A 25,757-nucleotide genomic window follows, 5' to 3' on the forward strand; every position below is an offset into this window, starting at 1 on the left:
TTCCGGAAGGATCGAAGCTGTGTCATGGGGATTTTCATCCGGACAACATCATTCTCGGAGAGAAGGAATGGGTCATTGACTGGATGACGGGCATGCGCGGCAATCCGGCCGGAGACGTCGCCCGAACTTTGGTGCTGCTCCAAATGGGCACCATGCCCGACGGCACGCCGGATGAGGCTGTGAAGAAGTTTGCCCGGATGAGGGAGGAGCTCGTGAAGGAGTATACCCGGCAGTACTTCGGAGGCGGGAGCCTCAGCCAAACGGATGTGGATGCCTGGCGGCTGCCGGTAGCGGCGGCCCGGCTGACAGAATGGATTCCCGAAGCCGAGAAGGCCAATCTGCTCGCTTTGGTGCGCGAGGCATTGGACGGATCTGTGACATAAATTCAGTTGGACAAAAGTGGCATACAGCAGCAAGGGCGGTTCCGGCTTCAGCCGGACCGCCTTTCGTATTTTCTATGGAAGTATGGAAGCGATGCGGGCTATACCACGTTCTGAAGGAGCAGGGAACCGGGAACGTCGATCCGGTATCCTTTGACCAGCGTCTCCCCATTAGTCGTATCGGTCTCGTAGTGCCGCTGGAACCCGAGCTTCTCATACAGCTTCACGGCCGAGGCCATCATGTCAGAAGTGTGGAGGTTCAGAGTCGTGGCTCCAAGCTCCAGCGCACGGCGTGCCGCTTCCCGGATGAGCGCGGTGGCCACCCCGCGTCCTCTCGCGGAAGGATGAACGGCCAGGAGGCGGATGATCGGCGAGTGAATCCCCATCTCCGGATTGCCGTAAGCGGCTTCCGAGGAGAGGAACATCTGGACGCTTCCGACGATCCGGCCGTCGATTTCGGCAACGATTCGGGCATAGGGAGCATTTCCATACACGGAATTCCGGATGGAGTCCCGGTACTGCTCCCACCGTTCCTGGGGCATATCAAAGGCATACTGCTGATAGGATTCCAGCATCACTTCGGCAATCAATTCGCGTTCGGAATCCTTGGCGTCCCGGAGGATCAATTCTTCTGGATTCATCGCTTTCACTCCTTTTGGAAGGGATTCAGGTAATTTGGTGTGAGCTAAGTATAGCAGGTAATACCTACTATTCGCATCGGAAAATAAAATAATTAATTCGGATATTAAAAAAATCTATAAGCTTTCAAGCTTCATCATGGCCGCTAGGGCAGACCCGAGTACTTCCCTTCATGCCCGAAAATGGGCGTCATTTCGGCCTTTTTTCACCCTGGAGGAACAGCCTGTTACGAAAATAAACTTATTGACAATAATTTGCCAACTGCCTAAGATAAGGATAATTTATACCCTTTTTCAGCTTTAAAACCACCTAAATTCATTGGAATAGTGAGTGATAAAACTTCGGGGGTGTTACCTTGAACATCGAAAACATTGAGGCTTTTGTGTACATCAACCATTACGGCAGCTTCAACAAGGCGGCGGATGTCCTGTTCCTGTCGCAGCCCACAGTCACTGCCCGCATTCAATCGCTTGAACGCGAGCTCGACTGCCGACTGTTCGACCGTCTGGGTAAACAGATCCATCTGACGGAAAAAGGCAAGCAGTTTCTCCCCTATGCCCAGCAAATTCTCCAGACTTACCAGAAGGGCAAGCATCACCTACAATCCAAACGGGCCATGCCCAACGAACTGCGGATCGGCAGCACCGTCTCTGTATCCAATTATTTGATGCCCCATCTGCTGATGGGACTGACCCGGCGTTTTCCCGAAATCAAATTCAAGCTGACCACGGCGCCGACCGACGAGCTGGCCGCCAAGCTGTCTGCAGGGGAGCTCGACCTGGCCTTCGTTCGCAAAATGATGAATCCGGCGTTCCAGTCCTATCCTTTTTACGAAGACCCCATTCGCCTGTATGTCTACCCCGATCACCGTCTCGCTTCGGCCGGCCGGGCGTCGATCCGGGAAATCCGTCACGAAACGCTGGTGTTTTTCGAGTGCGGTTCCCTGGACTGGCTGCGGATTCACCGGGTGTTCGAAAGCCTGGATCAGCCGCCGAACATCGTCTATCAGGTCGACAACTCCGAGACGGCGAAGAAGCTCGTTCTGGAGCGGGCGGGCATCTGCTTTCTTCCCGGCCTCTGCGCAAGGCAGGAGGAGGAGATGGGCAGCCTCGTTCCCGTGGACATCACCGAAACGGCAGGCGTTTCCCTGCAGACCAACCTGATTTCGCTCACCGGCGAGAACACGGATATCCTTGAATTTTTGCTGGATTTGAAGCAGTCGTCCGTCCCATTAATGAATTACATGATCGGATAGAAAAACTCTATTAGACGCGTTGTGCAAATCGCGGTAAAGTTAGTGACAACATAATCCTTACTAAATCTATAGGAATTATCAATCAAGGAAAAATGGGAGCCATATGAAAGGGGATGAGGTCGTGAGAAAAACATTAGCAGTCGTTGCAGGGATCATGCTGGCAGGGGTGATTGCCGGGTGCGGATCCGGATCGAAGGGCGGGGAAACGTCCGCGGATACGGCGGCGAACGCCGCAGGAGGAGCCGTCAAAAAAATCGTCGTAGGCACAGGCACGGCCTTTCCGAAAATTTGCTTTATCGATGAGAACGGAAAGCTGACCGGCTTCGACGTAGAGCTGGTGCGCGAGATCGACAAGCGCCTGCCGGACTACGAGTTCGATATCCAGACGCAGGAATTTTCCAATCTGCTGCTCAGCCTGGAGACGAAGAAGATCGATTTTGTAGCGCATGAAATGGAGAAAAACCCGGAGCGGACGGAAAAATATCTTTTTAACAAAGAGCCGTACGCCCACTGGAGAAACAAGATCATCGTCGCCAAGGACAACGATTCGATCCACTCGCTGGACGACTTGAAGGGCAAAAAAGTGTTAACCGGCGCGACAAGCGCGGAAGCCCAAATTCTCGAGAACTACAACAAGGAACATGATAATGCAATCCAAATCGTCTATCAAAACGGCGCCGCCAACGATACCGTGAATCAAATTACGACCGGACGGGTGGACGCGACAATCGGAGCGGACTTCTCGCTGCCGCTGATCGACCCCCAGGGCAAGCTCAAAGTCACTGGTGACGATCTGTCCGAGCATGACATTCTGTTCGTCTTCCGCAAGGACGATCCGGAAGAGCAGAAGCTGGCCGATGCGGTCGACGGGGCGATCAAGGAGCTGAAGCAGGACGGAACGCTTGGCAAGCTGAGCAAGGAATGGCTCGGCAGCGACTTTACGGCGGATAAATAGTCCGGATTAAACCAGGAAGGGGGCAGGTTGTAATATGGGTGCACCGTTCGATTTCTCATTTGTGTTCAGCTTTTTTCCGAAGCTGGCATCGACGCTGGGCATCACTTTGCTGATCGTCGCAGGCTCGCTGGTGGTGGGAATGATTGTCGGTTTTCTGATCGCCCTTCCCCGGCTGTACCGGATACCTGCGCTGCGCACGTTCTCCCAGGTGTACGTCTCGTTCTTTCGGGGTACGCCGATTCTGATCCAGCTGTTCTTGTTCTACTACGGACTGCCGGAGATCTTGAAGCTCATCGGAATCGACATGTCAAAAGCACCGGTGCTCGTGTTTGTCATCCTGACGTACGGTCTTCACACCGGGGCTTTCATGTCGGAGATGATCCGCGCGTCGGTCATGGCGGTGGACCGGGGGCAGCTCGAGGCGGCTTATGCCGTGGGGATGACAGGCCGTCAAGCGTTTACCCGGATCGTCCTACCCCAGGCGCTGGCTATTGCCGTCCCGGTATTCTCGAACCTGGTGATCGCCCTGCTGAAAGATACGTCGCTGGCCTTCACGCTCGGCGTGATGGAGATGACGGGAAAAGCGCAGACGCTCGGTTCGGTCACCCAGCATTTTATCGAGTCCTACATCGCTTTGGCGCTCATCTACCTGGTTGTGAGCTTTACGCTGGAGAAGGTGCTCAAAGCCGCGGAGGTCCGCCTTTTGCGGCATGAACTTCCGGATACGCCGGCACGTACCGGCTTCCGGATCCAAAAGAAAGGGTCCTACCGGCGTGTAGTCGCAGGGATCGGAACGGAAAAAGGAGGCGCTGAGCTGTGAAAATCGACGTTACGTTTATTTGGACCGCCTTTGTCCACCTGCTGTCCGCCATACCAACCACCCTTCTCATTACCGCCGTCTCTGTGACGGCCGGTTTTATCATCGGGCTGATCGGAGCCGTGGTGCGCATCTACAAAGTCCCGGTGCTCAGCCAGATCGCCACGGCTTATGTGACCTTCATCCGCGGTACGCCGATGCTCACGCACCTTCTGCTCATCTATTTCGGGCTGCCGGTCATCGTTGATGCGGTATCCGCCGCTCTCGGCCTGGGCTTCAAATCCTCATCCATTCCGATGATCGGCTTTGCCTTCATCTCTTTCTCCATCACGGCGGGGGCCTATATGTCCGAGGTGATTCGCTCCGGCCTGCTCGCCGTGAACCGCGGCCAGCTGGAGGCCGCCTATTCCATCGGCATGACGACGCCGCAGGCGCTGCGCCGCATCGTCCTGCCTCAAGCGCTGGCCGTCAGTCTTCCGAACCTGTCGAACTCGGTGATCGGAATGCTGCATGGCTCGACGCTCGCTTTTACCGTATCCGTCGTGGACATTAACGCCAAAGCGCAAATTGTGGCGTCGACCAACTGGAAGTTCTTTGAGGCGTACCTGGCGGCTGCGGCTATTTTCTGGGGGCTGACGCTTCTGATCGAAAGGCTGACGGCGCTGCTGGAGAAACGCATCAATCTGTACAATCGGGGGGGAGTGGCATGATCAAGCTCACGAATATATCCAAGTCTTTCGGCCGGAACCCGGTGCTGAAATCGATTGATTTGACCGTGAACAAAGGGGAAGTCGTCGTCATTCTGGGGCCGAGCGGCTCCGGCAAAACGACGCTGCTGCGGTGCGTGAACTACCTGGAGAAGCCGAGCGGCGGAGAGATTGCCATCGGCGACTTCCGGATGAACGCGGAGCATGCGGCAAAGAAGGACATTCACGCGCTCCGGCAAAAAACGGCGATGGTATTCCAGCAGTACAATCTGTTCAAGCATAAGACGGCGATCGAGAACGTGATGGAGGGACTCGTCATCGTCAAAAAAATACCGAAGGACGAAGCGCGCAAACGCAGTGCGGCACTCCTGGAGAAGGTCGGGCTGGCGGGCAAGCTGGACGCCTATCCGAGCCAGCTGTCGGGCGGGCAGCAGCAGCGCGTCGGCATCGCCCGGGCGCTGGCGTTGGAACCGGAGGTCATCCTGTTCGACGAGCCGACATCGGCGCTGGATCCCGAGCTCGTCGGCGAAGTGCTGGAGGTCATCCGCAAAATTGCCAAGGAAGGCATCACCATGATCGTCGTGACGCATGAAATGGGCTTCGCCCGCGATGTGGCGAACCATGTCGTGTTCATGGACGGGGGAGTCATCGTGGAGGAAGGTCCGCCGGCCGAGCTGTTCAACCATCCCCGCGAGGAACGGACCAAGCAGTTTCTGAAGCGGATTACGCCGGAACTGAACTACAGCATTTAGGAGGAGAGCCATATGAGCATTAAGATTAGCGTTCTGGATCAAAGCCCGGTTTATCCCGGAGAGACTTCAGCGGAGGCGTTCGAGCATACGATACGGCTGGCCCAGAAATCCGAGGCGCTCGGGTTCCGGCGGTTCTGGGTGTCGGAGCATCACGACTCCGATCATGTGGCCGGCTCTTCGCCGGAGGTGCTGATTTCTTACCTGCTGGCCAAAACCCAAACGATCCGCATCGGATCGGGCGGCGTGATGCTGCAGCATTACAGCCCGTATAAGGTGGCAGAGAACTTCAACGTGCTGGCGTCCTTGGCGCCGGGCCGGGTCGATCTCGGCATCGGCCGCGCGCCCGGCGGGCTGCCGCGGAGCACACAGGCGCTGCAGCGCGGAGCCGGGGATTCCGCTTCCCTGACGGATAAAATCGTGGAGCTGGGCAAGTACATCCACAACCGGCTGGAAGCGGACCATCCGCTGCACGGGCTGCGCGCCACGCCGCTGCCGGAGACGGCTCCCGAGCTGTACGTGCTGGGCGCCAGCGTAGGCAGCGCAGAGATCGCAGCCGGCTTGGGGCTGCCTTATGTATTCTCCCTGTTCATCAACGGGGATGAAGCGACCGCGCTGGCGGCCATCCGCGCCTACCGGGACGCATTTGACGATTCGCACGGAACCCGGCCGCAGGTCATCGTAGCGCTGTCCGTCGTCGTGGCGGACAGCGTGGAGGAAGCTGCCGAGCTGGCCGGATCCCACAAGCTGGTGAAGATTCACCTCGCCAGCGGCCGTACGCTGACGGTCGGTACGCTGGAGCAAGCCGAGGAATTCGGCCGCCAGGCCAATGAGCCGTATACGGTCGAGGAGCAGGAGCCTTCGGTGCTGAAGGGCACGAAGGAAACCGTCCGCGAGAAGCTGCTTGAGCTTCATCAGGCGTCGGGGATCGATGAGTTCGTCGTCACGACCAACATCCAGCCTTTCGACAAGCGTCTCCGTTCGTTTGAACTGTTGGCGGAAGCGCTGACCGAGGTGCCGGCGGAGGCTTGAGGCCATGAGCGGGGAAGGCTGCGGGTTGAATCCGCCTAAGTATCCATAGACACAAGTAAAAGGAGGATGGCGACATGCCAAGCGATGCTGTACGGATCCCCTCCGCCGCGGAGGTGGACCGCTTGATCGAAATCCGCCGGGAGCTGCACCGCTTCCCGGAGCTGTCCGGCGAGGAGCATGAAACGACGCGCCGGATCCGGGGTTGGCTGAGCGAAGCAGGCATCCGGATCCTGGACCTTCCGCTGGCCACCGGCGTGGTGGCCGAGGTCGGCGGCCTGCAGCCCGGTCCGGTCATCGCGATTCGCGCGGACATCGACGCGCTTCCGATTCAGGAAGAGACGGGACTGCCGTTCGCGTCCGAGATTGAAGGCAGAATGCATGCCTGCGGGCATGATTTTCATACCGCCGCCCTGATCGGGACGGCGTACGCGCTGAAAGCCCGTGAAGACAGGCTTCGCGGCACGATCCGGCTGATCTTCCAGCCGGCCGAAGAGAAGGCGAAGGGCGCGAAGCAGGTCATCGGCAGCGGCGCGCTGGAAGGAGTGCAGGCCATCTTCGGCATGCACAACAAGCCCGATCTTCCCGTTGGGACGATCGGCATCAAGGAAGGGCCGCTGATGGCGGCGGCTGACGGCTTCGTCGTCGAAGTCGCCGGGAAGGGCTCGCATGCGGCCGTTCCGGAGGCCGGGCTGGACCCGATCGTGACGGCTTCGCATATTATTACGGCGCTGCAGTCGGTGGTGAGCCGAAACATCAGCTCCCTGAGCAGCGCGGTGATCAGCGTCACGAAGCTGCACAGCGGAACGGCGTGGAACGTTATTCCGGAGCAGGCGCTCCTGGAAGGCACGATCCGCACGTTTGACCAGCAGGTGCGCGAGCAGGTGCTGGCGCGGTTCGAGCAGGTCGTCCGGGGCGTGGCAGAAGCTTTCGGCACCACGGCCGCAGTCCGCTGGATCGAAGGGCCGCCGCCGGTGGACAACGACCCTGCTCTGGTCGAGCTTGGCACAGCCGCGGCCGAGGCGGCGGGATATCGGGCGATCGTGCCGGTTCCTTCGCCCGCCGGGGAAGATTTTGCCGTCTACCAGCAAGCCGTTCCCGGGTTGTTCGTCTTCATGGGGACGAACGGCAAGCAGGAATGGCATCACCCCGCCTTTGACCTGGATGAGAATGCGCTCCCGGTCAGCGTCGCCTTTTTTACGCAGTTAGCCGAAGACGCCCTGGCGCATTTCGGCCACGGGGGTGCGTCGAAATAGCCATGGGAAAATGGTATGACGTCATTGTCGTAGGGGCGGGCTCGGTCGGCATGAGCGCCGGGTATTACCTGGCGCGCCGCGGAGTGAAAACGCTGCTGATCGATGCGTTTGACCCGCCGCATCAGGAGGGGAGTCACCACGGGGAACCGCGCCTGATCCGGCACGCTTACAGCGGCGATCCGGTTTACACGGAAATGGCGATCCGCGCGCACCGACTCTGGAACGAAGTCGAGGACCTGACCGAGACGAAGCTGCTCGTCCAGTCTGGCGTGCTGAACCTCGCCGACAGCGGCCTGTATTCCTACAGGGAGCGGATCGAGCTGGCCAAGCGGCACGGGATTCATCCCGAGTGGCTGGACGCGGCGGAGATCCGCAGACGCTGGCCCGAGCTGCGCGTGCCGGATTCGTTCGAGGCGATGTATGAGCCGGCCGCCGGATATCTGCACAGCGAGCGCTGCGTCGGAGCTTACCGCAAGCTGGCACTCTCCAAAGGGGCGGAGCTGCTGACTTACGCGAAGGTCCGGGGCATCGAAGCGCATCAGGACGGGGTCACGGTGTCGACAAAGGAAGGCACTTACCATGCTTCGTTCGCGGTTCTGAGCGCCGGCGCCTGGTTCGGCACGCTGTCCCCGTTCGTGAACCTTCCGGTTCGAGCCGTCCGCAAAACGGTGGGCTGGTTCGAGACGAACACCTCTGCCTTCGATAACGGACGGTTCCCCGGGTTTACGCTGAATGCGCCGGAAGGCTCTTATTACGGCTTTCCGAGCATCGGCGGGGCCGGACTCAAAATCGGCCGGCACGACACCGGGCATGCCTGGCAGCCGGGCGAGGAGCTGGCACCCTTTGGCTCGCTCCCCGAGGACGAAGGCGACTTGAGGCGCGCCTTGGATGCCTACATGCCGGGAGCTTCGGGCCGGTTGAAGCGGGGAGTGGTATGTAAATACGAAATGTCGCCCGACGAGGGCTTTATCATTGACCGGCATCCAGAGCACCCGCAAGTGTGGGCAGCGGGCGGATTTTCGGGGCATGGCTTTAAATTTTCGAGCGCGGTCGGCAGCCTTCTGGCAGACCTGATCTTGGACGGCCACAGTCCGCACAATATCGCGCCGTTCTCCCTGTCCCGGTTTCATCCATCGCCCGCCGACACGCCAACATCACCCGTATCCTAATCAGTTGGAAGGAGCGTTCATATGAGCGAGGTTCAAATTGACAAATTCAGCGGCACACACCGTCAACTGCTCGCAGCCATCGAAGGATTGAGCGAGGAGCAGCTGACCTGGAAGCGGGCGCCGGAAGTATGGAGCGTGCAGGAGGTCCTCTCGCACCTGACCGATCACAGCATCGTGACCTCGTTTCGCATCCGCGACATTCTGGCGGGCACGACGGCACAGCTGCCGGCGTTCGAACAGGACGACTGGGTCAGCGGCCAGTATGCCAATCAGGGCGGCACGCCGGACATTCTCGATGCTTTCCACGCGCTGCTCACGTATAACACGCTGCTGCTCCAGCGGCTTACGCCCGAAGACCTGGCGAAAACCGGCGTGAACCCTAGAGGTCAAACCGTCAGCGTCGCCGATCTGGTCAACGGATTTATCCGGCACGTGGAGAACCACCTGGGGCAAATCGAGCGCATTAAACAGGCGGCAGCATTGGTCTAAGCCCTTTTCAGGCGGGAGGACTGAATTTTTATCCATAATAGAATCGCTTTTTAAATAAGGAGGATGGAAGAGATGGCCAAGAAAAGACAGTTGAAACTCGGCGCGCTGCTGCACGGTGTCGGAGGAGGAACCTCCATGTGGCGCCATCCGGATGCCCAGCCCGACGCCAGCGTCAATTTTGAGATTTACAAACGGTGGATCCAAAAAGCCGAGGAAGGGAAGATGGACCTCATCTTTATCGCGGACGGCTTGTATATTAACGAAAAATCGATCCCGCATTTTCTGAACCGTTTTGAGCCGATCACGATTCTGAGCGCGCTCGCGTCCGTCAGCAAGAACATCGGGCTTGTCGGCACGTTATCCACCTCCTACAGCGAGCCCTTTACCGTATCCCGCCAGTTCGCTTCGCTCGATATGATCAGCGGCGGGCGCGCCGGCTGGAACATCGTGACGTCCCCGCTGGAAGGGTCGGCACTGAACTACAGCAAGAAGGAGCATCCCGAACACGATAAGCGTTACCGGATCGCGACCGAATTTCTGGAAGTGGCCCGGGGGCTGTGGGATTCGTGGGAGGACGACGCGTTTGTGCGGAACAAGGAAACCGGGGTATTCTTCGATCCGGAGAAAATGCACACCTTGAACCATGAAGGCGAGTTTTTCTCGGTCAAAGGACCGCTGAACATCGCCCGCTCGAAGCAGGGGCAGCCGGTTATCTTTCAGGCGGGGTCGTCCGAGGTCGGCAAAAACTACGCATCGAAGGAAGCGGACGCCGTCTTTACGGGTCACGAAACGCTGGCGGATGCGAAAGCCTTTTATCAAGATGTCAAAACCCGAGCCGCCTCTTTTGGACGCAATCCGGACGACGTGCTCATCTTCCCGGGCATCAGCCCGATTATCGGCAGCACACCGGAGGAAGCCGAGCGGAAATATCAGGAGGTTGCCAGCCTGGTGACGATCGAAAATGCGCTGAACTACCTCGGCCGGTTTTTCGAGCATCACGACTTTTCCCAGTATCCGCTTGACGAGCCGTTCCCGGATCTCGGTGATCTCGGCAAGAACAGCTTCCAGAGTGGTACGGACAAAATCAAAAAGGATGCCAAGGAAAAAGGCCTGACGCTCCGGCAGGTGGCGCTGCAGTCGGCCACACCTCGCGGCAATTTTATCGGAACCGCGGAGCAGGTTGCGGATCGAATTCAGGAGTGGTACGAGGAAGGAGGGGCCGACGGCTTCATGATTACGGCCGCCGTGCCGAAAGGGCTGGAGGAATTCGTGGACCAGGTGGTACCGATTCTGCAGGAACGCGGTATTTACCGGACTGAATACGAGAGCGACACGCTGCGCGGCAATCTCGGGCTGGCGGTTCCGGAGAACCGGTATGCCCGAGCCAAGGCTGCGGCCGGACGTTCTTAAAGGAGCGGACGATGATCGGGCTGACACAGGCGGATGAACTGATGGAATTTGCCGGAGGGCTCCGCGAGGAGCTCGTCCGGATTCGCCGGGACCTGCACCGCCATCCTGAGCTGCTGTACGATGTGGCCCGCACCTCGGGCATCGTGGCCGGCCTGCTGGAATCCTGGGGGATCGAGGTCAGGCGCGGCGTCGGCAAGCACTTTGGCATGGGGGTCGTCGGAACGCTGCACGGTACCGGCGGCAGCGGCCCGACCCTGCTGCTTCGCGCCGACATGGATGCCCTTCCGATCCAAGAGGAGAATGACGCCGAGTACCGCTCGATCCATGAAGGCGTCATGCATGCCTGCGGCCATGACGCCCACACGGCGATGCTGCTCGGCGCGGCACGAACGCTGGCGGCGCACCGGCACCGGATCCGGGGCACGATCCGGTTCGTGTTTCAGCCGGCGGAGGAAGGCGCGCTGCGAAGCCCGCTGGACGGGCGGCTGCTGTCGGGCGGCCGCGACATGATCGAGGACGGTGTGCTGGACGGCGTCGACCAATGCTTTGCGCTGCATGTCATGCCGGAGCTGCCCGTCGGCACACTGGGCGTGCATCCGCGCGAAGCGATGGCGGCATCCAGCCATTTTACCGTCCGGTTTCAGGGCGCGTCCGGCCATCACAGCGCCCCGCACCAGGCGGTGGACGCGCTGCAGATGGCGGCGCGGTTCGTTACCGAGGTGAACGGCCTGATGGCGAACCGGATCAATCCCGCGGAAGCGGCCGTTCTCGCCTTCGGCACGCTGCATGCCGGGTCGGCCGTGAACGTCATTGCAGCCGACAGCGAGCTGCGAGGGACCTTCCGGGCCTTCCGGAAGGAAACCGTTGCGGCGATCACGGAAGGGCTTCGGCGTCTGGCCGCCACCATCGCGGAAGCGGCCGGCGGAAGTTACGCCATAGAACTGCGCGAGGGCATCGCCGTCGTGAATGACGAGGCCGCCGTCCGGCGGATCATGGCTGCGGCGCGGCAGGTGCTCGACGAGGAGCATGTGAGCTACCTCGATCCGCCCAGCCTGGCCGGCGAAGATTTCGGCTGGTACCTGGACCGCGTTCCCGGCGCTTTTGCCTTTATCGGCTGCGGGAACAAGGAAGCGGGAATCGTGCATGCGATCCACCAGCCCCGGTTTGACCTCGACGAGGACGTCCTGGTGCACGGGGTCCGGATATTTGTGAAATTGGCAGTCTCAACCCCATCCCATGAGGAGGAATGATGATGACGAAAATAGCATTTATTGTGGGGAGCCCGACGCATGGGTCCCGCCTGTTCGCTTTGACCCAGTTTTTCGAGGACCGGCTGGCGCTGGCCGGATACGGGATCGATTTCATCTCGGCGGCGGATTTGCCGGCAGAGGATTTGCTCCGCGCAGATTTCAACAGTCCGGTGATCCGGCAGGTGATTGCGGCCGTGGAAGAAGCGGACGCAGTCATTATCGCGAGCCCGGTATATAAAGCTTCCTACTCGGGGGCGCTGAAGACGATTCTGGACGTCATCCCGCAGAAAGGCCTGCAGGGAAAACTGGTGCTGCCGCTGTTTATCGGGGGCACGATCGCCCATCTTCTGGCCGTGGATTATGCCTTGAAGCCGGTGGTAGCCGCACTGGGAGGCACGCATATTCTTGGCGGTGTATTCGCCGTAGACGGATGGATCACGCGCCTGGAGAACGGCGGTTTCGAGATCAAGGAAGAGCTGAGAGATCGCCTGGAATCCGCTTTAACCGAGCTTCGCAGCGAGCTTACCCGTTACGCCGTATTAACGCCGGCTGAAGAGCAGGCAGTCTGACCTCTATTTCATACCCCCTGTACTCCACATATAATACAGAACTGTCCGAAACAACCCTGAGAACCGCGGTCCGCAAAAGCACGGATCGGGGTTTTTCACATACCCGGAAAAGCCCGCAGTTAAAGCCTTATAGAGAATGGAAAAGCCTGAATAGAAGATTTTAATACGGTATTGTAGCCCGAAAGGCATAGATGGTACAGTATCAGCAATAATCCCGACTATACTCATTGGAAAAATAATATTGAAACCGTCGAGGGTCATCTTTGGAGTCATTTCAAGCATCAACCCAAATTAAAAAAAGATGGAGTGAGTGAACTATGGGCAAAAACAGACAGCTTCGACTGGGGGCCACCATACACGGCGTGGGCAGCAGCCACACCGCCTGGAGACATCCGCAAATTCCTTCGGATGCGAGCGTAAACATTTCGTTCTATACACAGCAGGCACAGAAGGCGGAAGAGGGCAAGTTCGATTTTGTTTTCATTGCCGACGGCTTGTATATCAACGAAAAGTCGATCCCGCACTTTTTGAACCGGTTTGAGCCGATCACGATCTTGTCCGCACTCGGCGCAGCCACTTCCCGGATCGGGCTTGTCGGCACACTGTCGACCTCTTACAGTGAGCCGTTTACGGTCGCCAGGCAGTTCGCCTCCATCGACCAAATTAGCGGCGGGCGCGCAGGATGGAACGTGGTGACTTCACCACTGGAGGGGACCGCGCTGAATTTCGGCGGCCGGCCGCATCCGGCCCATTCCGAGCGGTACCGGATCGCGGAAGAGTATCTCGAGGTGGTCAAAGGGCTGTGGGACTCATGGGAAGATGATGCCTTTGTGCGGGATAAGGAGAGCGGGGTGTTCTTCGACCCGGACAAATTGCACCGGCTGAACCATGAAGGGGAGTTCTTCTCTGTGCAGGGGCCGCTGAACATTGCGCGCTCCCGGCAGGGGCAGCCGGTTGTGTTCCAGGCGGGCTCCTCGGACAGCGGCCGCAGCCTGGCGGCGAAAACGGCGGACGCCGTGTTCACCGGCCCGGAGACGATCGAGGAAGCCAAGGCTTTTTACCGGGACGTGAAGCAGCGGGCAGCCGCACTCGGTCGCGCACCGGAGGAAATTCTGATCTTTCCGGGCATCGGGCCGATCGTGGGCCGCACAGAGGAAGAAGCCGAGCGCAAATACCAGGAAATCGCCGGGCTGGTGACGATTGAGAAGGCTTTGGAATACCTTGGACGCTACTTCGAGCACCACGACTTTTCCCAATACCCGCTGGATGAGCCGTTTCCCGATCTGGGTGACTTTGGCTCGAACAGCTTCCGCAGCACGACCGACCGTATCAAGAGACGCGCCAAAGAGGAGAACTTGACGCTGCGTGAAATAGCGTTGCAGGAAGCGACGCCGCGGACGGTGTTTATCGGGACGCCGGAGAAGGTGGCGGATGTGGTGCAGCAGTGGTTTGAGGAAGAGGCCGCCGACGGCTTTATTATCGGATCGGGCGTGCCGGGCGGATTGGACGATTTTGTCGAGCTGGTGGTGCCGATTCTGCGCGAGCGGGGGTTGTTCCGCACGGAATATGAGGGCGATACGCTGCGGGGAAATCTGGGTCTGCCGGTGCCGGAGAACCGCTATACGAAGCAAAAAGCGCTGTCCTAAACGGGACGGGGTCTCTGCCAATCTGCGGAGTCCCTGCACCCTGCATGCAAACGATATTTGGATCTGAAGGGAGTCTGAGAGAGATGAAGTTTTATTCGAAAAACAGGCGTAAATCGGCAGCAGCCGCTCTGCTGGTCCTGGTTATGCTGCTGTCCGCTTGCGGAGGCAAGCAGACGGCCTCCCAAGGGCAGACGGATAGCGGGGCGGCACCGGCCGTACAGGGAGCATCCGCCAAGGGCGGGGAGCTCACCTACGCTCTGGCGACGTCGCCGGATACGCTGGACCCGCACCGCAGCGGCCTGGCCGTCGCGGTCCGCGTCATCCGCACCATCTATGACAGCCTGGTCGTTCAGCTGCCGGACAATACGATCAAGCCGTGGCTGGCGACGGAATGGACCATTTCAGACGATGGGCTTAGCTACACGTTTAAGCTGCGGAAGGACGTCAAGTTCCAGGACGGAACGCCGTTTAACGCCGAGGCGGTCAAGTTCAACTTCGACCGGATTCTGGACCCCGCCACCAAGGCGGCGAACGCGGCCGCCCTGCTTCAGCCCTACAAGTCCTCCGAGGTCATCGACGAGTACACGATCAAGCTGAATTTGTCGACGCCCTCACGGGCTTTTCTGGGCAACCTGAGCCAGGCGCTGCTTGGCATTGTGTCGCCGACTGCAGCCAAGCAATACGGGGATCAGCTGGGGCAGCATCCGGTCGGCACGGGGCCGTTCAAATTCGTCAAGTGGGATGAGAATGCCGACATCAAGGTCGAGCGCAATCCCGACTACGCTTGGGCGCCGGAGATCGTGACCAATACGGGGGCGCCTTACCTGGACGGCATTGATTTTAAAATCGTACCCGAAGAGGCCACCCGGATCGGCAGCGTGCAGAGCAAGCAGGTGCTGGCCGCCGAGACGGTGCCGCCTCAGAACATCCTGACCTTGAAAAAGGATCCGAATTTCCAGCTGCTGCAGGCAAATACGCTCGGCCTGCCGTACACGCTGTTCTTCAACCAGGAGCGCGCGCCGTGGAACGAGCTGAAGGCAAGGCAGGCGGTGCAGCTGGCCGTGGACGTGGACGCCATCGTCAAAACGCTGTACCTGGGCACGTACGAGCGGGCCTGGTCTCCGCTGACCCCGGGCACCTTCGGTTATGACCCGTCGCTGGAAAACTCGGTCAAACCGGATATCGCCAAAGCCAATCAGCTGCTTGACGAGCTGGGATGGGTCAAGGGAGCGGACGGCGTCCGGACCAAGGACGGGAAGAAACTGACTCTGCACTACGTCGACGGCACGCCAAACCGGGAGAAACGCAACGACATCGCAGTCATGGTGCAGCAGCAGCTGAAGCAGATCGGCGTGGACGTTGAGGTCGAGATCACGAAGGATGTCCGCACTGTGGTCTACACCAACGGAAACTATGATTTGTACGGCAACAGTCAGGTCAACTCCGATCCGAACGCGCTGTACTCCTTCTACCATTCCTATGATCCAAAGAGCCGGCCGACACTGCCGAGACTCGCCAGTCCGGAAGTCGACAAGTGGCTGGAAGAGGGACGGGTCGAGAAGGACGATGCCAAGCGCGAGGAGCTGTACCAAAAAATTCAGCATTATATCATCGACAATGCGGTCATTCTGCCGATTTACGTCTTCCCGTATACGGTGGCCGCTTCCAAATCGGTACAGGGACTTACCTTTGATTCCCTCGGGTATCCGCTGTTCAACGACGTATCCTTGCAAAAATAGAAAGGAGGCTTGAGGCGGCATGCTGTGGATGGTAACCCGGCGCCTTTTAACGTCGCTCCTCGTCATTATCGGCTCGCTCGTTTTGGTGTTCACGATCCTCTACGTTCTTCCCGGGGATCCGACCGACAACATGGTCGATCCCTCGATGGCGACGCCGGAGGTCATTGCGAACTTAAGGCATCAGCTGGGTGTGGACCAGCCGTTTCACATCCAGCTGCTCCATTATTTCGGGAGCATCCTGCAGGGGGATTTCGGCAAATCCCTGCTGAATTCCGATCCGGTGCTGCCCAAAATCGCCGAGAGCTTCCCCGCCACCCTGGCCCTGACCGGAGCCAGCGTGCTGGTGTCCGTAACCGTGGGTCTGCTTCTGGGCGTCCTGTCTGCCATTCACCGGAACGGGGCGATTGACATCATCGCCCGCGTCATCGGGCTGTTCGGCATCTCCATGCCAACCTTCTGGTCGGGCATCCTGCTCATCCTGATTTTCTCCATTACGCTGGGCTGGTTTCCGGCGATGGGATCGGACGGGTGGCGGACGCTGGTTCTGCCCGCACTGGCGCTCGGCACGGTCGGGAGCGGCTTTATTATCCGGATGGTCCGCAACAGCATGCTGGAGGTCATCAGCGAACAGTTCATCGTGACGCTTCGTTCCAAGGGCTTGGCGGAGCGGGCGGTCATGTACCGTCACGCGCTGCGCAATGCGCTGATACCGGCCGTCACGATGACGGGTATGCTGATCGGTGACATGCTGGCCGGCACGGTTGTCGTCGAGACGGTGTTTTCCCGCCAGGGCATCGGCCGGATCATTTCGGATGCGATCATGGCCAAGGATCTCCCGGTGGTCCAGGGCGTCATTTTGTTCTCAGCTATCATCTATACGCTGGTTAACCTGCTGGTGGATCTGTCCTATACGCTGATCGATCCGCGCGTGAGACGTTCAACTTAAACCTTGGGAGGGAGCAGTTATGAGGGAGGCGGTATCCGCCAAGACGGTCTGGCGCGAGCGGAAGCTCGCGGCCGCGGCCGTACCGAAAATCCGTAAGTTTACGGCAAGCGACCTGTTCCTGGTGGCGGCCGGATTAATCATTCTGTTTGTGGCGGCCTGTGCTATCGTGCCGCAGTGGATTGCGCCCTACGCCCCGACGGAGATGCGGACGGACAGCATCATGCAGGCGCCAAGCGGGGCGCATCTGTTTGGCACCGACTATTTTGGCCGGGATATTTTCAGCGTGGTCGTGTACGGGAGCCGGGACTCGCTCTTTATCGGCTTTGCTTCCGTTCTCGTCGGCGGCCTGCTTGGGGGAACGATCGGGGCGCTGTCCGGTTATGCGGGCGGCTGGATCGACACGGCGATCATGCGTCTCAATGACGTGCTGATGACGATCCCGGGCATCCTGCTGGCGCTGGCCATCGCCGGTGCGCTCGGCCCGAGCCTGTTTAACATCGTGCTGGCGGTAGCCGTATCCTCTGTGCCGGGTTATGCCCGGGTTATGCGGGCGCAGGTGCTGAGCATCAAGAGCCGGACGTTCGTCAAAGCGTCGGTATCCATCGGCGCTTCGCCGCTGCGCGTGTTCTGGAAGCATGTGCTGCCAAACAGCCTGTCTCCGCTGCTGGTTATGGCGGCTATCGGTATCGGAACGTCCATTCTGACGGGATCGGGCCTGAGCTTTCTGGGCCTCGGGGTTCTGCGCGAGGTTCCGGACTGGGGGACGCTGCTCTCCCAAGGCAGAGGCTATTTGACCGCGGCCTGGTGGATCTGCACCTTCCCGGGATTGGCCATCACCGCATTCGTGTTGTCCGTCAACATTATCGGCGACCGGCTCCGGGACCATTTCGATCCGAAGAAAGTCACCCAGCGCTAAAGGAGGGAAGCATCAATGAGCACATTGCTTGATATCCGGGAGCTGTCCGTCGATTTTACGACCCGAAAAGGGACGCTGCAGGCGATCCGGGACGTGACGCTGTCGATCGAAGCCGGGGAAACCGTCTGCCTCGTCGGGGAGTCGGGCAGCGGCAAGACGGTGGCCTCCAAAGCGATCATGCGTCTGATCGACCATGAGAACGGGCGCATCAGCGGAGGAAGCCTTCTTCTGGACGGGACGGACCTGGCAGGCCTGCCGGAGGCCGAACTGCGCCGGATTCGCGGCAAACGGATGGCGATGGTGTTCCAGGAGCCGATGGCGGCCTTCGACCCGGTCTTTACGATCGGGCAGCAAATTCAGGAGACCATCTTGCAGCATGAGAAAGTATCCAAGCGGGAGGCCAGGGAGCGCGCCGTCCGGCTGCTGAAGCGGGTCGGCATTCCGGAGCCGGAGCTGCGACTGAAGCAGTATCCGGGCGAGCTGTCCGGCGGAATGCTGCAGCGGGCCATGATCGCCATGGCGCTGTCCTGCGGGCCGGACCTACTCATCGCGGATGAGCCGACCACTGCGCTGGACGTTACGATCCAGGCGCAAATTTTGCGCCTGCTGAAAGAGCTGCAGGCTGAGCTCGGCATGTCGATCCTGCTGATCACCCATGATCTCGGGATCGCCGCCGAAATTGCCGACCGGGTGGTCGTCATGTATGCCGGCGAAATCGTCGAGGAGGCGCCGGCTTCCGAGCTGTTCCGCCTTCCGCGCCACCCGTATACGCGGGGCCTGCTCCGTTCCGTCGCGACGCTGGACACGGTCCGCGGCACGAAGCTGCACTCCATCGAAGGTTCGATCCCGAGCCTGGCCGCACTTCCGCAGGGCTGCCGCTTTCACCCGCGCTGCCCCTTTGCCACGGAGCGCTGCATGCAGGAAGCGCCGGTCTTAACCGGATCCGGCGAGCGCCGGAGCGCCTGCTGGCATGCGGAGGAGCTGGTTCAGTCGGAGGGCTGGATGGCCCCCGCCGAGCCGGCGGGCTCCGGTGCAGCTGAGGGTTCCGGTACAGCTGAAGGTTTCGGTGCGGTGGCAGCATCCAATGCGATGGCTGTTCCGGGTGCAGCTGCAGGTTCTGGCGACCCGGCGGCTTCCAGCGTGACGGCTGCTTTACGCGTTACACGGGAAGGCGGCGCAAAAGAGATCATTGAAGGACACGGCGAAGCCGGCTCCGCCGGGGCAGCGGAAGAAGCGGACGCTTTGTTTACCGTGGATCACCTGAAAAAGTATTACCCCGTGCATGGCGGAGGCATCGGCAAAGCGAAGAAGCTGATCCGCGCCGTGGACGACGTCAGCTTTACGATCCGCAAGCGCGAAACCTTCGGCCTGGTCGGCGAGTCCGGCAGCGGTAAGTCGACGCTGGGCCGGGTGCTGCTTCAGATGGAGCGTGCCACGTCAGGGACGGTTCTTTTTGACGGCAAGGACCTGACGAACCTGGGAGGGCGTGAACTGCGCGCCGCCCGCCAGCATATGCAGACGATCTTCCAGGATCCGTACGGATCGCTGGATCCGCGCTGGAAGATCGGCGACAGCATCGCCGAGCCGCTTAAGGTGCACGGTCAGGGGCAGCGCTCCCCTGCCGACATCAGCCGCCGCGTCAGCGAGCTGCTGGAGCTGGTGGGGCTCGACCCATCGTGGGCGCAGCGGTATCCGCACGAGTTCTCCGGCGGGCAGCGGCAGCGGATCGGCATCGCCCGGGCGATCGCCTTGAACCCGCGGTTCATTCTCGCCGACGAAGCCGTATCCGCGCTGGACGTATCGGTTCAGGCCCAGATCATCAATTTGCTGCAGGACCTGCAGCAGAAGCTGGGGCTGACCTACCTGTTCATCGCCCATGGCCTGCAGGTTGTCCGGCATCTGTCGGACCGGATCGGCGTGATGTACCTCGGGAAGCTCGTGGAGATCGCACCGAGCGAGTCGCTGTTTCTCGCCCCGGCCCACCCGTATACCCAGGCTCTGATTGAGGCCATACCGCAGACCACGCCCCGCCAAGGCCAGCCGGCCGGAAGCCTGGAAGGGGAAATTCCGTCCCCGGCCAATCCACCCTCTGGCTGCCGGTTTCATACCCGGTGTCCGTTTGCCACAGACCGCTGCCGGCAGGAGGAGCCGGCGCTGCGCCAACTGGACAGCGGTCACCACGCGGCCTGCCACTATGCGCTGTGACGGGATGGCCGCCACCTGAACGGGAGGTTATGAATTGTCAGTCACGATGAATTCTGCCGCGGCAAAGGCCGAAGAGGGGCAGGGCAGTCTGCCGTTTTGGCCGGTTCTGCTCACCCTGTTCTGCGGCTCCTTTGTCGGCATGTATCCCATGGTTTCCTTAAACGTTTCGCTGCCCGGCTTTATCGGCATCTTTCACACCGGCCTCGGGACGGTGCAGTGGATCATTACGGGCTTTACGCTGGCTTTCGGTATGATTGCTCCCGTCAGCGGCTATCTCTCCAGCCGTTTCGGCGGCAGGCGGATGTTTCTGCTGTCGCTGGCCGGAATCACCGTCAGTTCCGTGATGTGTTCCTTGTCCTGGAACATTCATGCGCTGATTTTCTTCCGCATCTTGCAGGGCTTATGCTGCGGACTGATTCAGCCTGTGTCCCTGGCCATGATTTATCAGACGCTGCCGCGAGGAAGACAGCCTCTAGCGGTCAGCGTCTGGTCGTTTTCGACGGTGCTTGGCACGGCGGTGGGCCCCTCGGTTAGCGGGTGGCTTCAGCAGCACGACTGGCACCTGATTTTTCTCGTGACGCTGCCGGCCGGCATTCTGGCCTGGTTGGCGGGCCGTATCCTGCTCCCGAAGGACGTTCGGGGTCCGCAAAAGCGTCTGGATTCCGCCGGACTCCTGCTGGCCACTGTGGGCAGCCTTGCCATCCTGCTGCTGTTCGGCAATCTGCACGCCTGGGGCATGCGGTCGGTCTGGACGTGGGGCTGCCTCCTGATCGGCGGCGCATGCTCCGCTCTTTTCATCCGGGTCGAGCTGCGCACGAAGGAACCGCTGCTGAACCTCAGATTGTTCGGCAATTTCACGTTCGCTGCAAGCCTCGGTGTATCGCTGATCTTGTCCTTTGCCCTCTACTCCGGCGTATACTTTGTCCCGCTGTTCCTGGAAGAAGTTCAAGGGCTGTCGTCTTTTCAGGTCGGGCTGCTCTTTCTTCCCGCGGCCGCGTGTCTGACCCTGGCCACGTTCCTGTCGGGGAAAGGATACCGCACCTTTGGGCCGGCAGCGCTGATTGCCCTGGGCAGCCTGATCCTGCTGGTGACGACTTTTCGCTTCAGCCGACTCGGCACGGAAACGACGCTCGTCTCCGTCATGATCTGGCTTGCGATCCGCAACGTCGGTACGGGGCTGTCGCTGACGCCGGCGACCAGCGCGGCGATGGCGGCGGTTCCGCAGTCCGAATCGGGCCATGCGTCGGCCTTGATCAACTGGCTGCGGCAGTTATTCAGCGCGGGAGCGCTCGGCATGTTTACGTCGGTGTTTTATGCGCGGATGAGCGTGCACGAGTCCCGTCTGCACGCTAACTATGCGGCGCAGGGCACGGAGTGGATACGCCGCGAGGCGTATACGCGGAGCATCGACGATGCGTTTTTGTTCGCGAGCGCGCTGGTGGCGCTGGCCATTCCGCTGGCGCTCCTTCTGCGCAAACGGAAGGAAGCGGCAGGTGCCGGACCACGCCTGGAGCAGCCGACCGAACTCAACTGATTTTGAATGGATAGGAGGCCAGATTCCATATGAAAGTGGCTGTATTTAGCCTTATGATGAATCTTCCCAATGCAGTAACAGGGGAGTCCTTGACCGCGCAGCAAAAGTTCCACAACGTCATCTCGCAGGCGGTCCTCGCCGAGACGCTCGGCTTTGACGCTTACGGTGTGGGAGAACGGCACGGAGCTCCCTTCCTGTCCTCGGCGCCGCCCGTGGTGCTGACCGCCATCGCATCCCGCACGACCCGCATCCGCCTGCTGACGACGGTGACCGTACTGAGCGTGCTGGATCCGGTGCGGGTGGCTGAGGATTATGCCACACTGGACCATTTGTCCGGCGGCCGGCTGGAGATGATCATCGGCAAAGGAAACGACCCCCGGCATTATCCACTGTTCGGCATTACGGAGGAAGAGCAGTGGGATTCGATGGAAGAGCGGTACAGGCTGCTGAAACAATTGTGGACTGAAGAAAACGTCACTTGGGAAGGAAAGTACCGGCCGCCGCTGCGGGAAGTGACGACGTTCCCCCGTCCATATCAGGCCTCCATTCCGGTTTGGCACGGCAGCGCCTCAAGTACGCGCTCGACCGAGCTGGCGGCCAAGTTCGGGGAGCCGATTTTTTCCTCCAACGCCTTCCATCCGCAGGCCAAGTATAAAGCGCTGATCGATCATTACCGCGAACGTCTTGCCTATTACGGCCATGATCCCGCCAAAGCGGTCGTCGGCGCGGGCTCCGGGAGCCTGTACTTGGGAAATACGACCGAGGAAGCGATCCGGCGGTACCGGCCGTATTATACGGCCTTCAGCGCAACGGAATCGGCAAAGCATAACCAATCGCCTTTTCACAGCCTGGAGGATCAGATCGAGAACGGCCCGGCGCTGATCGGCAGCCCTGAAAAGGTCATCGAGAAAATAATGAATTACCATGAGGCGTTTGGCCATACGGTGCTGAGCATCGGCGTGGATGGGTTGACCGAGTCGGAGCAGCAAGAGCAGCTGCAGCGGTTCGCGGAGGAAGTGCTGCCGGTACTCAGGCGCGAAATTCCGAGTCGGGTATGGGAGAGCGGACCGGTGCTGGCCGGGGAAGAGACAGCGGTTTTGTCCGAATCTTGAGCGGGTTGATCGGCAGTCCATAGACCCCGGGAAAAGAGATAGAAAAAAGTGCGTGAGGTGATTACGCACTTTTTTTATTTTGATATTCAGTTGGTCATCACAAAGATCGGACGGAGGCAGGACATACGGTATGTCGCAGCGAATGTAGTGCACCAAAATCATCGGAAGTCAGGAGTGATAACCGTGCCAAAGCCGTCCAGCGAGCATGTGGAGAATTTTCTGAAACAGCTGGATCATCCGCTTAAGCCTGAAATGGAGGAAGTTCGGAAAATCATATTGAATACGGATGAAGGGCTCTCCGAGCATATCAAGTGGAACGCCCCGAGCTTTCTCTTCCAAAATGACGACAGGGTGACCTTTAATCTGCATGGAAAAGGATTTTTCAGGCTGGTGCTGCATCGCGGGGCGAAGTCAAAAGATCCTGTCGACCTTAGGCTGTTTTTCGAACATGCGCAGGAGCTGCTGGAATGGTCTGCGCCTGACCGGGCAACGATCCGATTTACCGGTATGAATGACGTCGAGTCCAAGCGGGATGTGCTTCAGGCCGTCATCCGCAAATGGCTGGAGGTCTCCGGGTAACAAGTAAAAAAAAGAAAGAGGGCACTCCTCTTTCAATAATTCATACAGGGGTACCCGGCAGGCTGCCCGTTACCCTGCCGCGGACACCGAGGTACCAAACTTTTGGAGCAGCTGACGCAGCTCATCCGGATGGCTCAGCATGGGCATATGGCCGGACTCAAGTCGTTCGACGCGGGCGCCCAAATTTCCGGCCATCTTGTCCTGCAGACCTGGCTTCAGCTCCTGATCCTGTCCAAGCTTGATGTACAGCGAAGGGACCTGAAGCCGGGAAGCAGCCTCTACCCGGTCCGTGTAGACCCGGATCGATTCGGGGGTAAATCGGCGGACGATTTCGTCGGCCTGCTCCTCGGTGAGATCGCTGCAGAGCCCGCGGCGGATGGCTTGTTCCGGAGGCTTGGTCCCGAACAAGCGCATCATCAGGGGCAGCAGGAGCCGCTGCCCTGAAGGGAAGGCGGACGTGAACGATCCCCCGCTTGCCGGGATCACCGCTCCGATGGCGGCAAAACCGGCGACCCGGTCCGCCATTTCGTCGGCGATGCTCAGACCGAGTACACCGCCGAGAGAATGAGTGACCAGAATGAATTTTTCCACATCCCAGCTGCGGATCTGCTCCTTTACATGTGCACAATAATCCTTTAAGGACAGCCTGCTTGTTCCTCCGTTATTCGTTCCTCTGCCCGGATAGTCCACCGTCAGGCAAGGCGCCGGCAGCTCCCCTGCCACCCTGTCCCATATTTGGGCGTCCAGTCCCGCCCCGGGAATGAATACATATCCGATTGGTTTGCGATCCTTGAGAGCTTTTTCCATTTGAATCTCCTCCATGTTCATTTTTTAATGTAAAGCCGGCAGACGATGCTGTCAGCGCATTGGCAAATTTGCGGGCTGTTTGCCCTTCAACCCCATCATACCCCCACTTCACTGACAACTCCGGTCAGTGGAGATTTGTCGAATGGCCGTTTTCCTAAAATGATTGTCGATTCTGCGGCTTCCCTGATTCGTCATGTTCCGCGGCTGCTGGGGCTTGCCGCCAAATTTCACGGATTGCGTACATCGTTGTCACAGGTTTGCAATCTCCGGCCGGTAGGATAGGACTTATGGCCTGACTCCGAAAGTTGCGGGCTTGGGGAAAGGGAGGAGGACAAATGTGAAGAAAATGAGCGCACCCGCCATGAAATGGCTGAAGATCGTGCATATCGTATTGGTGTCCTTGTTTTTTGGCGGCATTCTGAGCTCGGTGACCGTCAACTTTGCGCTGGGGTTAAACAGCTATGAAGATACGCTGAAATCTTATAAAGTCATCGTGCTCATCAGCGACGGTGTGATCCGGACGGGGGCCGTGGGGACACTGGCGGTCGCCTTCGTGTACGGCTTTTTTACGCCATGGGGCTTCTTCAGGCACCGCTGGCTGGCCGTGAAATGGATTTTGTTTCTGCTGCAGACGTTCATCGGCATTTTCGTCGTGGATAAGCTGATGCTTGCCAATCTCTATTTGCTGGAGACGATGGGGCCGGAGGCGCTTGAAGACCCTGGATTTCTCCGTAACCACGGTCTCAGAAATACGTTCGTCTTCATTCAGATCGTTCTGACGCTGGTCATATTCGTCATTTCGGTCATCAAGCCGTGGAAAAAGAAACGAAAATAGTGTTCGATACGATCATTCACGCCTTACGCGCGAAATATAACCCCTGTCCCTTCAAGCACAGGGGCTTTGCTCGTTGGCAGGAAGCCCAGGGAGTCCGCTGTCGCTTTTCTCCCCCAACAGTACTTCTGTGATTCCGTGGTATAATGAAGGAACACGGCGGATGAGCCGCCAAAGGGATTGGAGGATGCGTATGTCCTACGAAGAACGTTTACGGCAGTATATCCTGGAAAATGATCTTTTAATGAAAGATCTGGAACGGGTACGGGAGTTGGGGCTTCCGCAGTGCTACATCGCGGCCGGGTACGTCAGGGGGACGGTGTGGGACCGGCTGCACGGATTTACGAACCAGGCGGCCCATACCGATATTGACGTTATTTTCTATGATCCGGGAGATCTGTCGGAGGAACGCGAATGGCTGCTGGAGCAGAGGCTGATCGAACAAACCGGGAATGATAAATGGTCTGTTAAAAATCAGGCGCGCATGCATATCCGCAACGGCAATCCGCCTTACGTTTCCTCGGAGGACGCGGTCAGCTGGTGGCCGGAGACGGCGACCGCAGTCGGCGCACGCCTGGATTCCGGGAACAGGCTGGAGATCTTGGCCCCTTACGGGCTGGACGATCTGTTCGGCCTCGTCGTACGCAGAAGTCCCCGGTTTGAAGATAAAGCCTACTATATCAGCCGGGTACGGTCGAAAAACTGGAAGCGGCAGTGGCCGCAGCTGACCATCCTCGAGGATTAGGGATAAAGCTGCCCGGAACACA

25 protein-coding genes are annotated in these 25,757 nt (G+C 59.3%); 23 read left to right on the top strand and 2 right to left on the bottom strand.

Annotation, left to right across the window (positions count from 1 at the left end; translation table 11 throughout):
- The first annotated feature begins 17 nt into the window (after positions 1-17).
- Positions 18-383 carry a phosphotransferase gene (locus MKY74_RS08020; RefSeq protein ID WP_084204151.1) on the top strand — a complete coding sequence of 122 codons (366 nt, stop codon included), beginning with the start codon at positions 18-20 and terminating at the stop codon, positions 381-383.
- Positions 384-481: 98 nt separating this feature from the next.
- Here the strand turns inward: MKY74_RS08020 and MKY74_RS08025 are convergent, their stop codons facing one another.
- A complete protein-coding gene (locus MKY74_RS08025) occupies positions 482-1,021 on the bottom strand; it encodes a GNAT family N-acetyltransferase (protein ID WP_076175000.1) in 540 nt (179 codons plus the stop codon).
- 353 nt (positions 1,022-1,374) lie between these two features.
- On the opposite strand from MKY74_RS08025, the gene MKY74_RS08030 reads away from it, so the two are divergent.
- The 20 genes from MKY74_RS08030 (at position 1,375) to MKY74_RS08125 (ending at position 23,351) form a co-directional block, all read left to right on the top strand.
- Positions 1,375-2,274, top strand: coding sequence for a LysR family transcriptional regulator (locus MKY74_RS08030; RefSeq protein ID WP_076174998.1), 900 nt, complete (start codon positions 1,375-1,377; stop codon positions 2,272-2,274).
- 103 nt (positions 2,275-2,377) lie between these two features.
- Positions 2,378-3,229, top strand: coding sequence for a transporter substrate-binding domain-containing protein (locus tag MKY74_RS08035; protein ID WP_076174995.1), 852 nt, complete (start codon positions 2,378-2,380; stop codon positions 3,227-3,229).
- A gap of 34 nt (positions 3,230-3,263) precedes the next feature.
- A complete protein-coding gene (locus tag MKY74_RS08040) occupies positions 3,264-4,049 on the top strand; it encodes an amino acid ABC transporter permease (protein ID WP_076174992.1) in 786 nt (261 codons plus the stop codon).
- The gene (locus MKY74_RS08045; protein WP_076174989.1) at positions 4,046-4,756 is read left to right on the top strand and encodes an amino acid ABC transporter permease; all 711 of its coding nucleotides are present in this window, start codon (positions 4,046-4,048) and stop codon (positions 4,754-4,756) included. The genes MKY74_RS08040 and MKY74_RS08045 overlap by 4 nt, the downstream gene beginning before the upstream one ends.
- A complete protein-coding gene (locus MKY74_RS08050; RefSeq protein ID WP_076174987.1) occupies positions 4,753-5,505 on the top strand; it encodes an amino acid ABC transporter ATP-binding protein in 753 nt (250 codons plus the stop codon). Before MKY74_RS08045 ends, MKY74_RS08050 begins: the two co-directional genes overlap by 4 nt.
- A 12-nt stretch (positions 5,506-5,517) precedes the next feature.
- Positions 5,518-6,534: an LLM class flavin-dependent oxidoreductase gene (locus MKY74_RS08055; protein ID WP_076174984.1), complete on the top strand. Its 1,017-nt coding sequence runs from the start codon at positions 5,518-5,520 to the stop codon at positions 6,532-6,534.
- A 74-nt stretch (positions 6,535-6,608) separates the two neighbouring features.
- Positions 6,609-7,787 (top strand): M20 peptidase aminoacylase family protein, encoded by a 1,179-nt coding sequence (locus MKY74_RS08060; RefSeq protein ID WP_076174982.1) that lies wholly within the window; start codon positions 6,609-6,611, stop codon positions 7,785-7,787.
- Between the two features lie 2 nt (positions 7,788-7,789).
- A complete protein-coding gene (gene solA / locus MKY74_RS08065) occupies positions 7,790-8,956 on the top strand; it encodes an N-methyl-L-tryptophan oxidase (protein ID WP_076174979.1) in 1,167 nt (388 codons plus the stop codon).
- A 21-nt stretch (positions 8,957-8,977) separates the two neighbouring features.
- Positions 8,978-9,445 carry a DinB family protein gene (locus tag MKY74_RS08070; RefSeq protein WP_076174977.1) on the top strand — a complete coding sequence of 156 codons (468 nt, stop codon included), beginning with the start codon at positions 8,978-8,980 and terminating at the stop codon, positions 9,443-9,445.
- Between the two features lie 72 nt (positions 9,446-9,517).
- A complete protein-coding gene (locus MKY74_RS08075; protein WP_076174974.1) occupies positions 9,518-10,855 on the top strand; it encodes an LLM class flavin-dependent oxidoreductase in 1,338 nt (445 codons plus the stop codon).
- Positions 10,856-10,866: 11 nt separating this feature from the next.
- Complete coding sequence (locus tag MKY74_RS08080; protein WP_084204149.1) at positions 10,867-12,105, top strand: M20 metallopeptidase family protein; 1,239 nt, start codon at positions 10,867-10,869, stop codon at positions 12,103-12,105.
- Between the two features lie 2 nt (positions 12,106-12,107).
- On the top strand, positions 12,108-12,674 hold the full coding sequence (ssuE, locus tag MKY74_RS08085) for an NADPH-dependent FMN reductase (RefSeq protein WP_076174972.1): 567 nt from the start codon (positions 12,108-12,110) through the stop codon (positions 12,672-12,674).
- Between the two features lie 317 nt (positions 12,675-12,991).
- Entirely contained in the window at positions 12,992-14,320 is a 1,329-nt protein-coding gene (locus MKY74_RS08090; RefSeq protein ID WP_076174969.1) for an LLM class flavin-dependent oxidoreductase, read from the top strand.
- A gap of 83 nt (positions 14,321-14,403) precedes the next feature.
- Entirely contained in the window at positions 14,404-16,059 is a 1,656-nt protein-coding gene (locus MKY74_RS08095) for an ABC transporter substrate-binding protein (RefSeq protein ID WP_076174967.1), read from the top strand.
- A gap of 19 nt (positions 16,060-16,078) precedes the next feature.
- Entirely contained in the window at positions 16,079-17,005 is a 927-nt protein-coding gene (locus MKY74_RS08100; RefSeq protein ID WP_076174964.1) for an ABC transporter permease, read from the top strand.
- A gap of 19 nt (positions 17,006-17,024) precedes the next feature.
- On the top strand, positions 17,025-17,921 hold the full coding sequence (locus tag MKY74_RS08105; RefSeq protein WP_084204147.1) for an ABC transporter permease: 897 nt from the start codon (positions 17,025-17,027) through the stop codon (positions 17,919-17,921).
- Between the two features lie 15 nt (positions 17,922-17,936).
- Positions 17,937-20,126: an ABC transporter ATP-binding protein gene (locus tag MKY74_RS08110; protein WP_076174962.1), complete on the top strand. Its 2,190-nt coding sequence runs from the start codon at positions 17,937-17,939 to the stop codon at positions 20,124-20,126.
- 34 nt (positions 20,127-20,160) lie between these two features.
- Entirely contained in the window at positions 20,161-21,660 is a 1,500-nt protein-coding gene (locus tag MKY74_RS08115; RefSeq protein WP_244169416.1) for a DHA2 family efflux MFS transporter permease subunit, read from the top strand.
- 29 nt (positions 21,661-21,689) lie between these two features.
- Positions 21,690-22,772, top strand: coding sequence for an LLM class flavin-dependent oxidoreductase (locus MKY74_RS08120; protein WP_076174959.1), 1,083 nt, complete (start codon positions 21,690-21,692; stop codon positions 22,770-22,772).
- 183 nt (positions 22,773-22,955) lie between these two features.
- Entirely contained in the window at positions 22,956-23,351 is a 396-nt protein-coding gene (locus MKY74_RS08125; protein WP_076175211.1) for a DUF1801 domain-containing protein, read from the top strand.
- Between the two features lie 69 nt (positions 23,352-23,420).
- Here the strand turns inward: MKY74_RS08125 and MKY74_RS08130 are convergent, their stop codons facing one another.
- Positions 23,421-24,158: an alpha/beta fold hydrolase gene (locus MKY74_RS08130; protein ID WP_076174956.1), complete on the bottom strand. Its 738-nt coding sequence runs from the start codon at positions 24,156-24,158 to the stop codon at positions 23,421-23,423.
- 346 nt (positions 24,159-24,504) lie between these two features.
- Here MKY74_RS08130 and MKY74_RS08135 point away from each other — a divergent pair, with 346 nt between their 5' ends.
- Positions 24,505-24,993, top strand: coding sequence for a DUF2269 family protein (locus MKY74_RS08135; RefSeq protein WP_244169418.1), 489 nt, complete (start codon positions 24,505-24,507; stop codon positions 24,991-24,993).
- Between the two features lie 190 nt (positions 24,994-25,183).
- Positions 25,184-25,735 carry a nucleotidyltransferase family protein gene (locus MKY74_RS08140; RefSeq protein ID WP_076174951.1) on the top strand — a complete coding sequence of 184 codons (552 nt, stop codon included), beginning with the start codon at positions 25,184-25,186 and terminating at the stop codon, positions 25,733-25,735.
- Positions 25,736-25,757 lie beyond the last annotated feature (22 nt).

The organism is Paenibacillus sp. FSL R5-0378 (assembly GCF_038009285.1).
In the GTDB taxonomy this organism is placed as follows: domain Bacteria; phylum Bacillota; class Bacilli; order Paenibacillales; family Paenibacillaceae; genus Paenibacillus_AQ; species Paenibacillus_AQ favisporus.

What these genes read in the sequence shown, in the direction of transcription:
- MKY74_RS08120 (WP_076174959.1), top strand. Translation starts at nt 21,690, where the DNA reads ATGAAAGTGGCTGTATTTAGCCTTATGATGAATCTTCCCAATGCAGTA.
- MKY74_RS08035 (WP_076174995.1), top strand. Translation starts at nt 2,378, where the DNA reads ATGAAAGGGGATGAGGTCGTGAGAAAAACATTAGCAGTCGTTGCAGGG.
- MKY74_RS08095 (WP_076174967.1), top strand. Translation starts at nt 14,404, where the DNA reads ATGAAGTTTTATTCGAAAAACAGGCGTAAATCGGCAGCAGCCGCTCTG.
- MKY74_RS08105 (WP_084204147.1), top strand. Translation starts at nt 17,025, where the DNA reads ATGAGGGAGGCGGTATCCGCCAAGACGGTCTGGCGCGAGCGGAAGCTC.
- solA (WP_076174979.1), top strand. Translation starts at nt 7,790, where the DNA reads ATGGGAAAATGGTATGACGTCATTGTCGTAGGGGCGGGCTCGGTCGGC.
- MKY74_RS08075 (WP_076174974.1), top strand. Translation starts at nt 9,518, where the DNA reads ATGGCCAAGAAAAGACAGTTGAAACTCGGCGCGCTGCTGCACGGTGTC.
- MKY74_RS08025 (WP_076175000.1), bottom strand. Translation starts at nt 1,021, where the DNA reads ATGAATCCAGAAGAATTGATCCTCCGGGACGCCAAGGATTCCGAACGC.
- MKY74_RS08080 (WP_084204149.1), top strand. Translation starts at nt 10,867, where the DNA reads ATGATCGGGCTGACACAGGCGGATGAACTGATGGAATTTGCCGGAGGG.
- MKY74_RS08130 (WP_076174956.1), bottom strand. Translation starts at nt 24,158, where the DNA reads ATGGAAAAAGCTCTCAAGGATCGCAAACCAATCGGATATGTATTCATT.
- ssuE (WP_076174972.1), top strand. Translation starts at nt 12,108, where the DNA reads ATGACGAAAATAGCATTTATTGTGGGGAGCCCGACGCATGGGTCCCGC.
- MKY74_RS08040 (WP_076174992.1), top strand. Translation starts at nt 3,264, where the DNA reads ATGGGTGCACCGTTCGATTTCTCATTTGTGTTCAGCTTTTTTCCGAAG.
- MKY74_RS08100 (WP_076174964.1), top strand. Translation starts at nt 16,079, where the DNA reads ATGCTGTGGATGGTAACCCGGCGCCTTTTAACGTCGCTCCTCGTCATT.
- MKY74_RS08060 (WP_076174982.1), top strand. Translation starts at nt 6,609, where the DNA reads ATGCCAAGCGATGCTGTACGGATCCCCTCCGCCGCGGAGGTGGACCGC.
- MKY74_RS08055 (WP_076174984.1), top strand. Translation starts at nt 5,518, where the DNA reads ATGAGCATTAAGATTAGCGTTCTGGATCAAAGCCCGGTTTATCCCGGA.
- MKY74_RS08140 (WP_076174951.1), top strand. Translation starts at nt 25,184, where the DNA reads ATGTCCTACGAAGAACGTTTACGGCAGTATATCCTGGAAAATGATCTT.
- MKY74_RS08090 (WP_076174969.1), top strand. Translation starts at nt 12,992, where the DNA reads ATGGGCAAAAACAGACAGCTTCGACTGGGGGCCACCATACACGGCGTG.
- MKY74_RS08110 (WP_076174962.1), top strand. Translation starts at nt 17,937, where the DNA reads ATGAGCACATTGCTTGATATCCGGGAGCTGTCCGTCGATTTTACGACC.
- MKY74_RS08050 (WP_076174987.1), top strand. Translation starts at nt 4,753, where the DNA reads ATGATCAAGCTCACGAATATATCCAAGTCTTTCGGCCGGAACCCGGTG.
- MKY74_RS08135 (WP_244169418.1), top strand. Translation starts at nt 24,505, where the DNA reads ATGAGCGCACCCGCCATGAAATGGCTGAAGATCGTGCATATCGTATTG.
- MKY74_RS08070 (WP_076174977.1), top strand. Translation starts at nt 8,978, where the DNA reads ATGAGCGAGGTTCAAATTGACAAATTCAGCGGCACACACCGTCAACTG.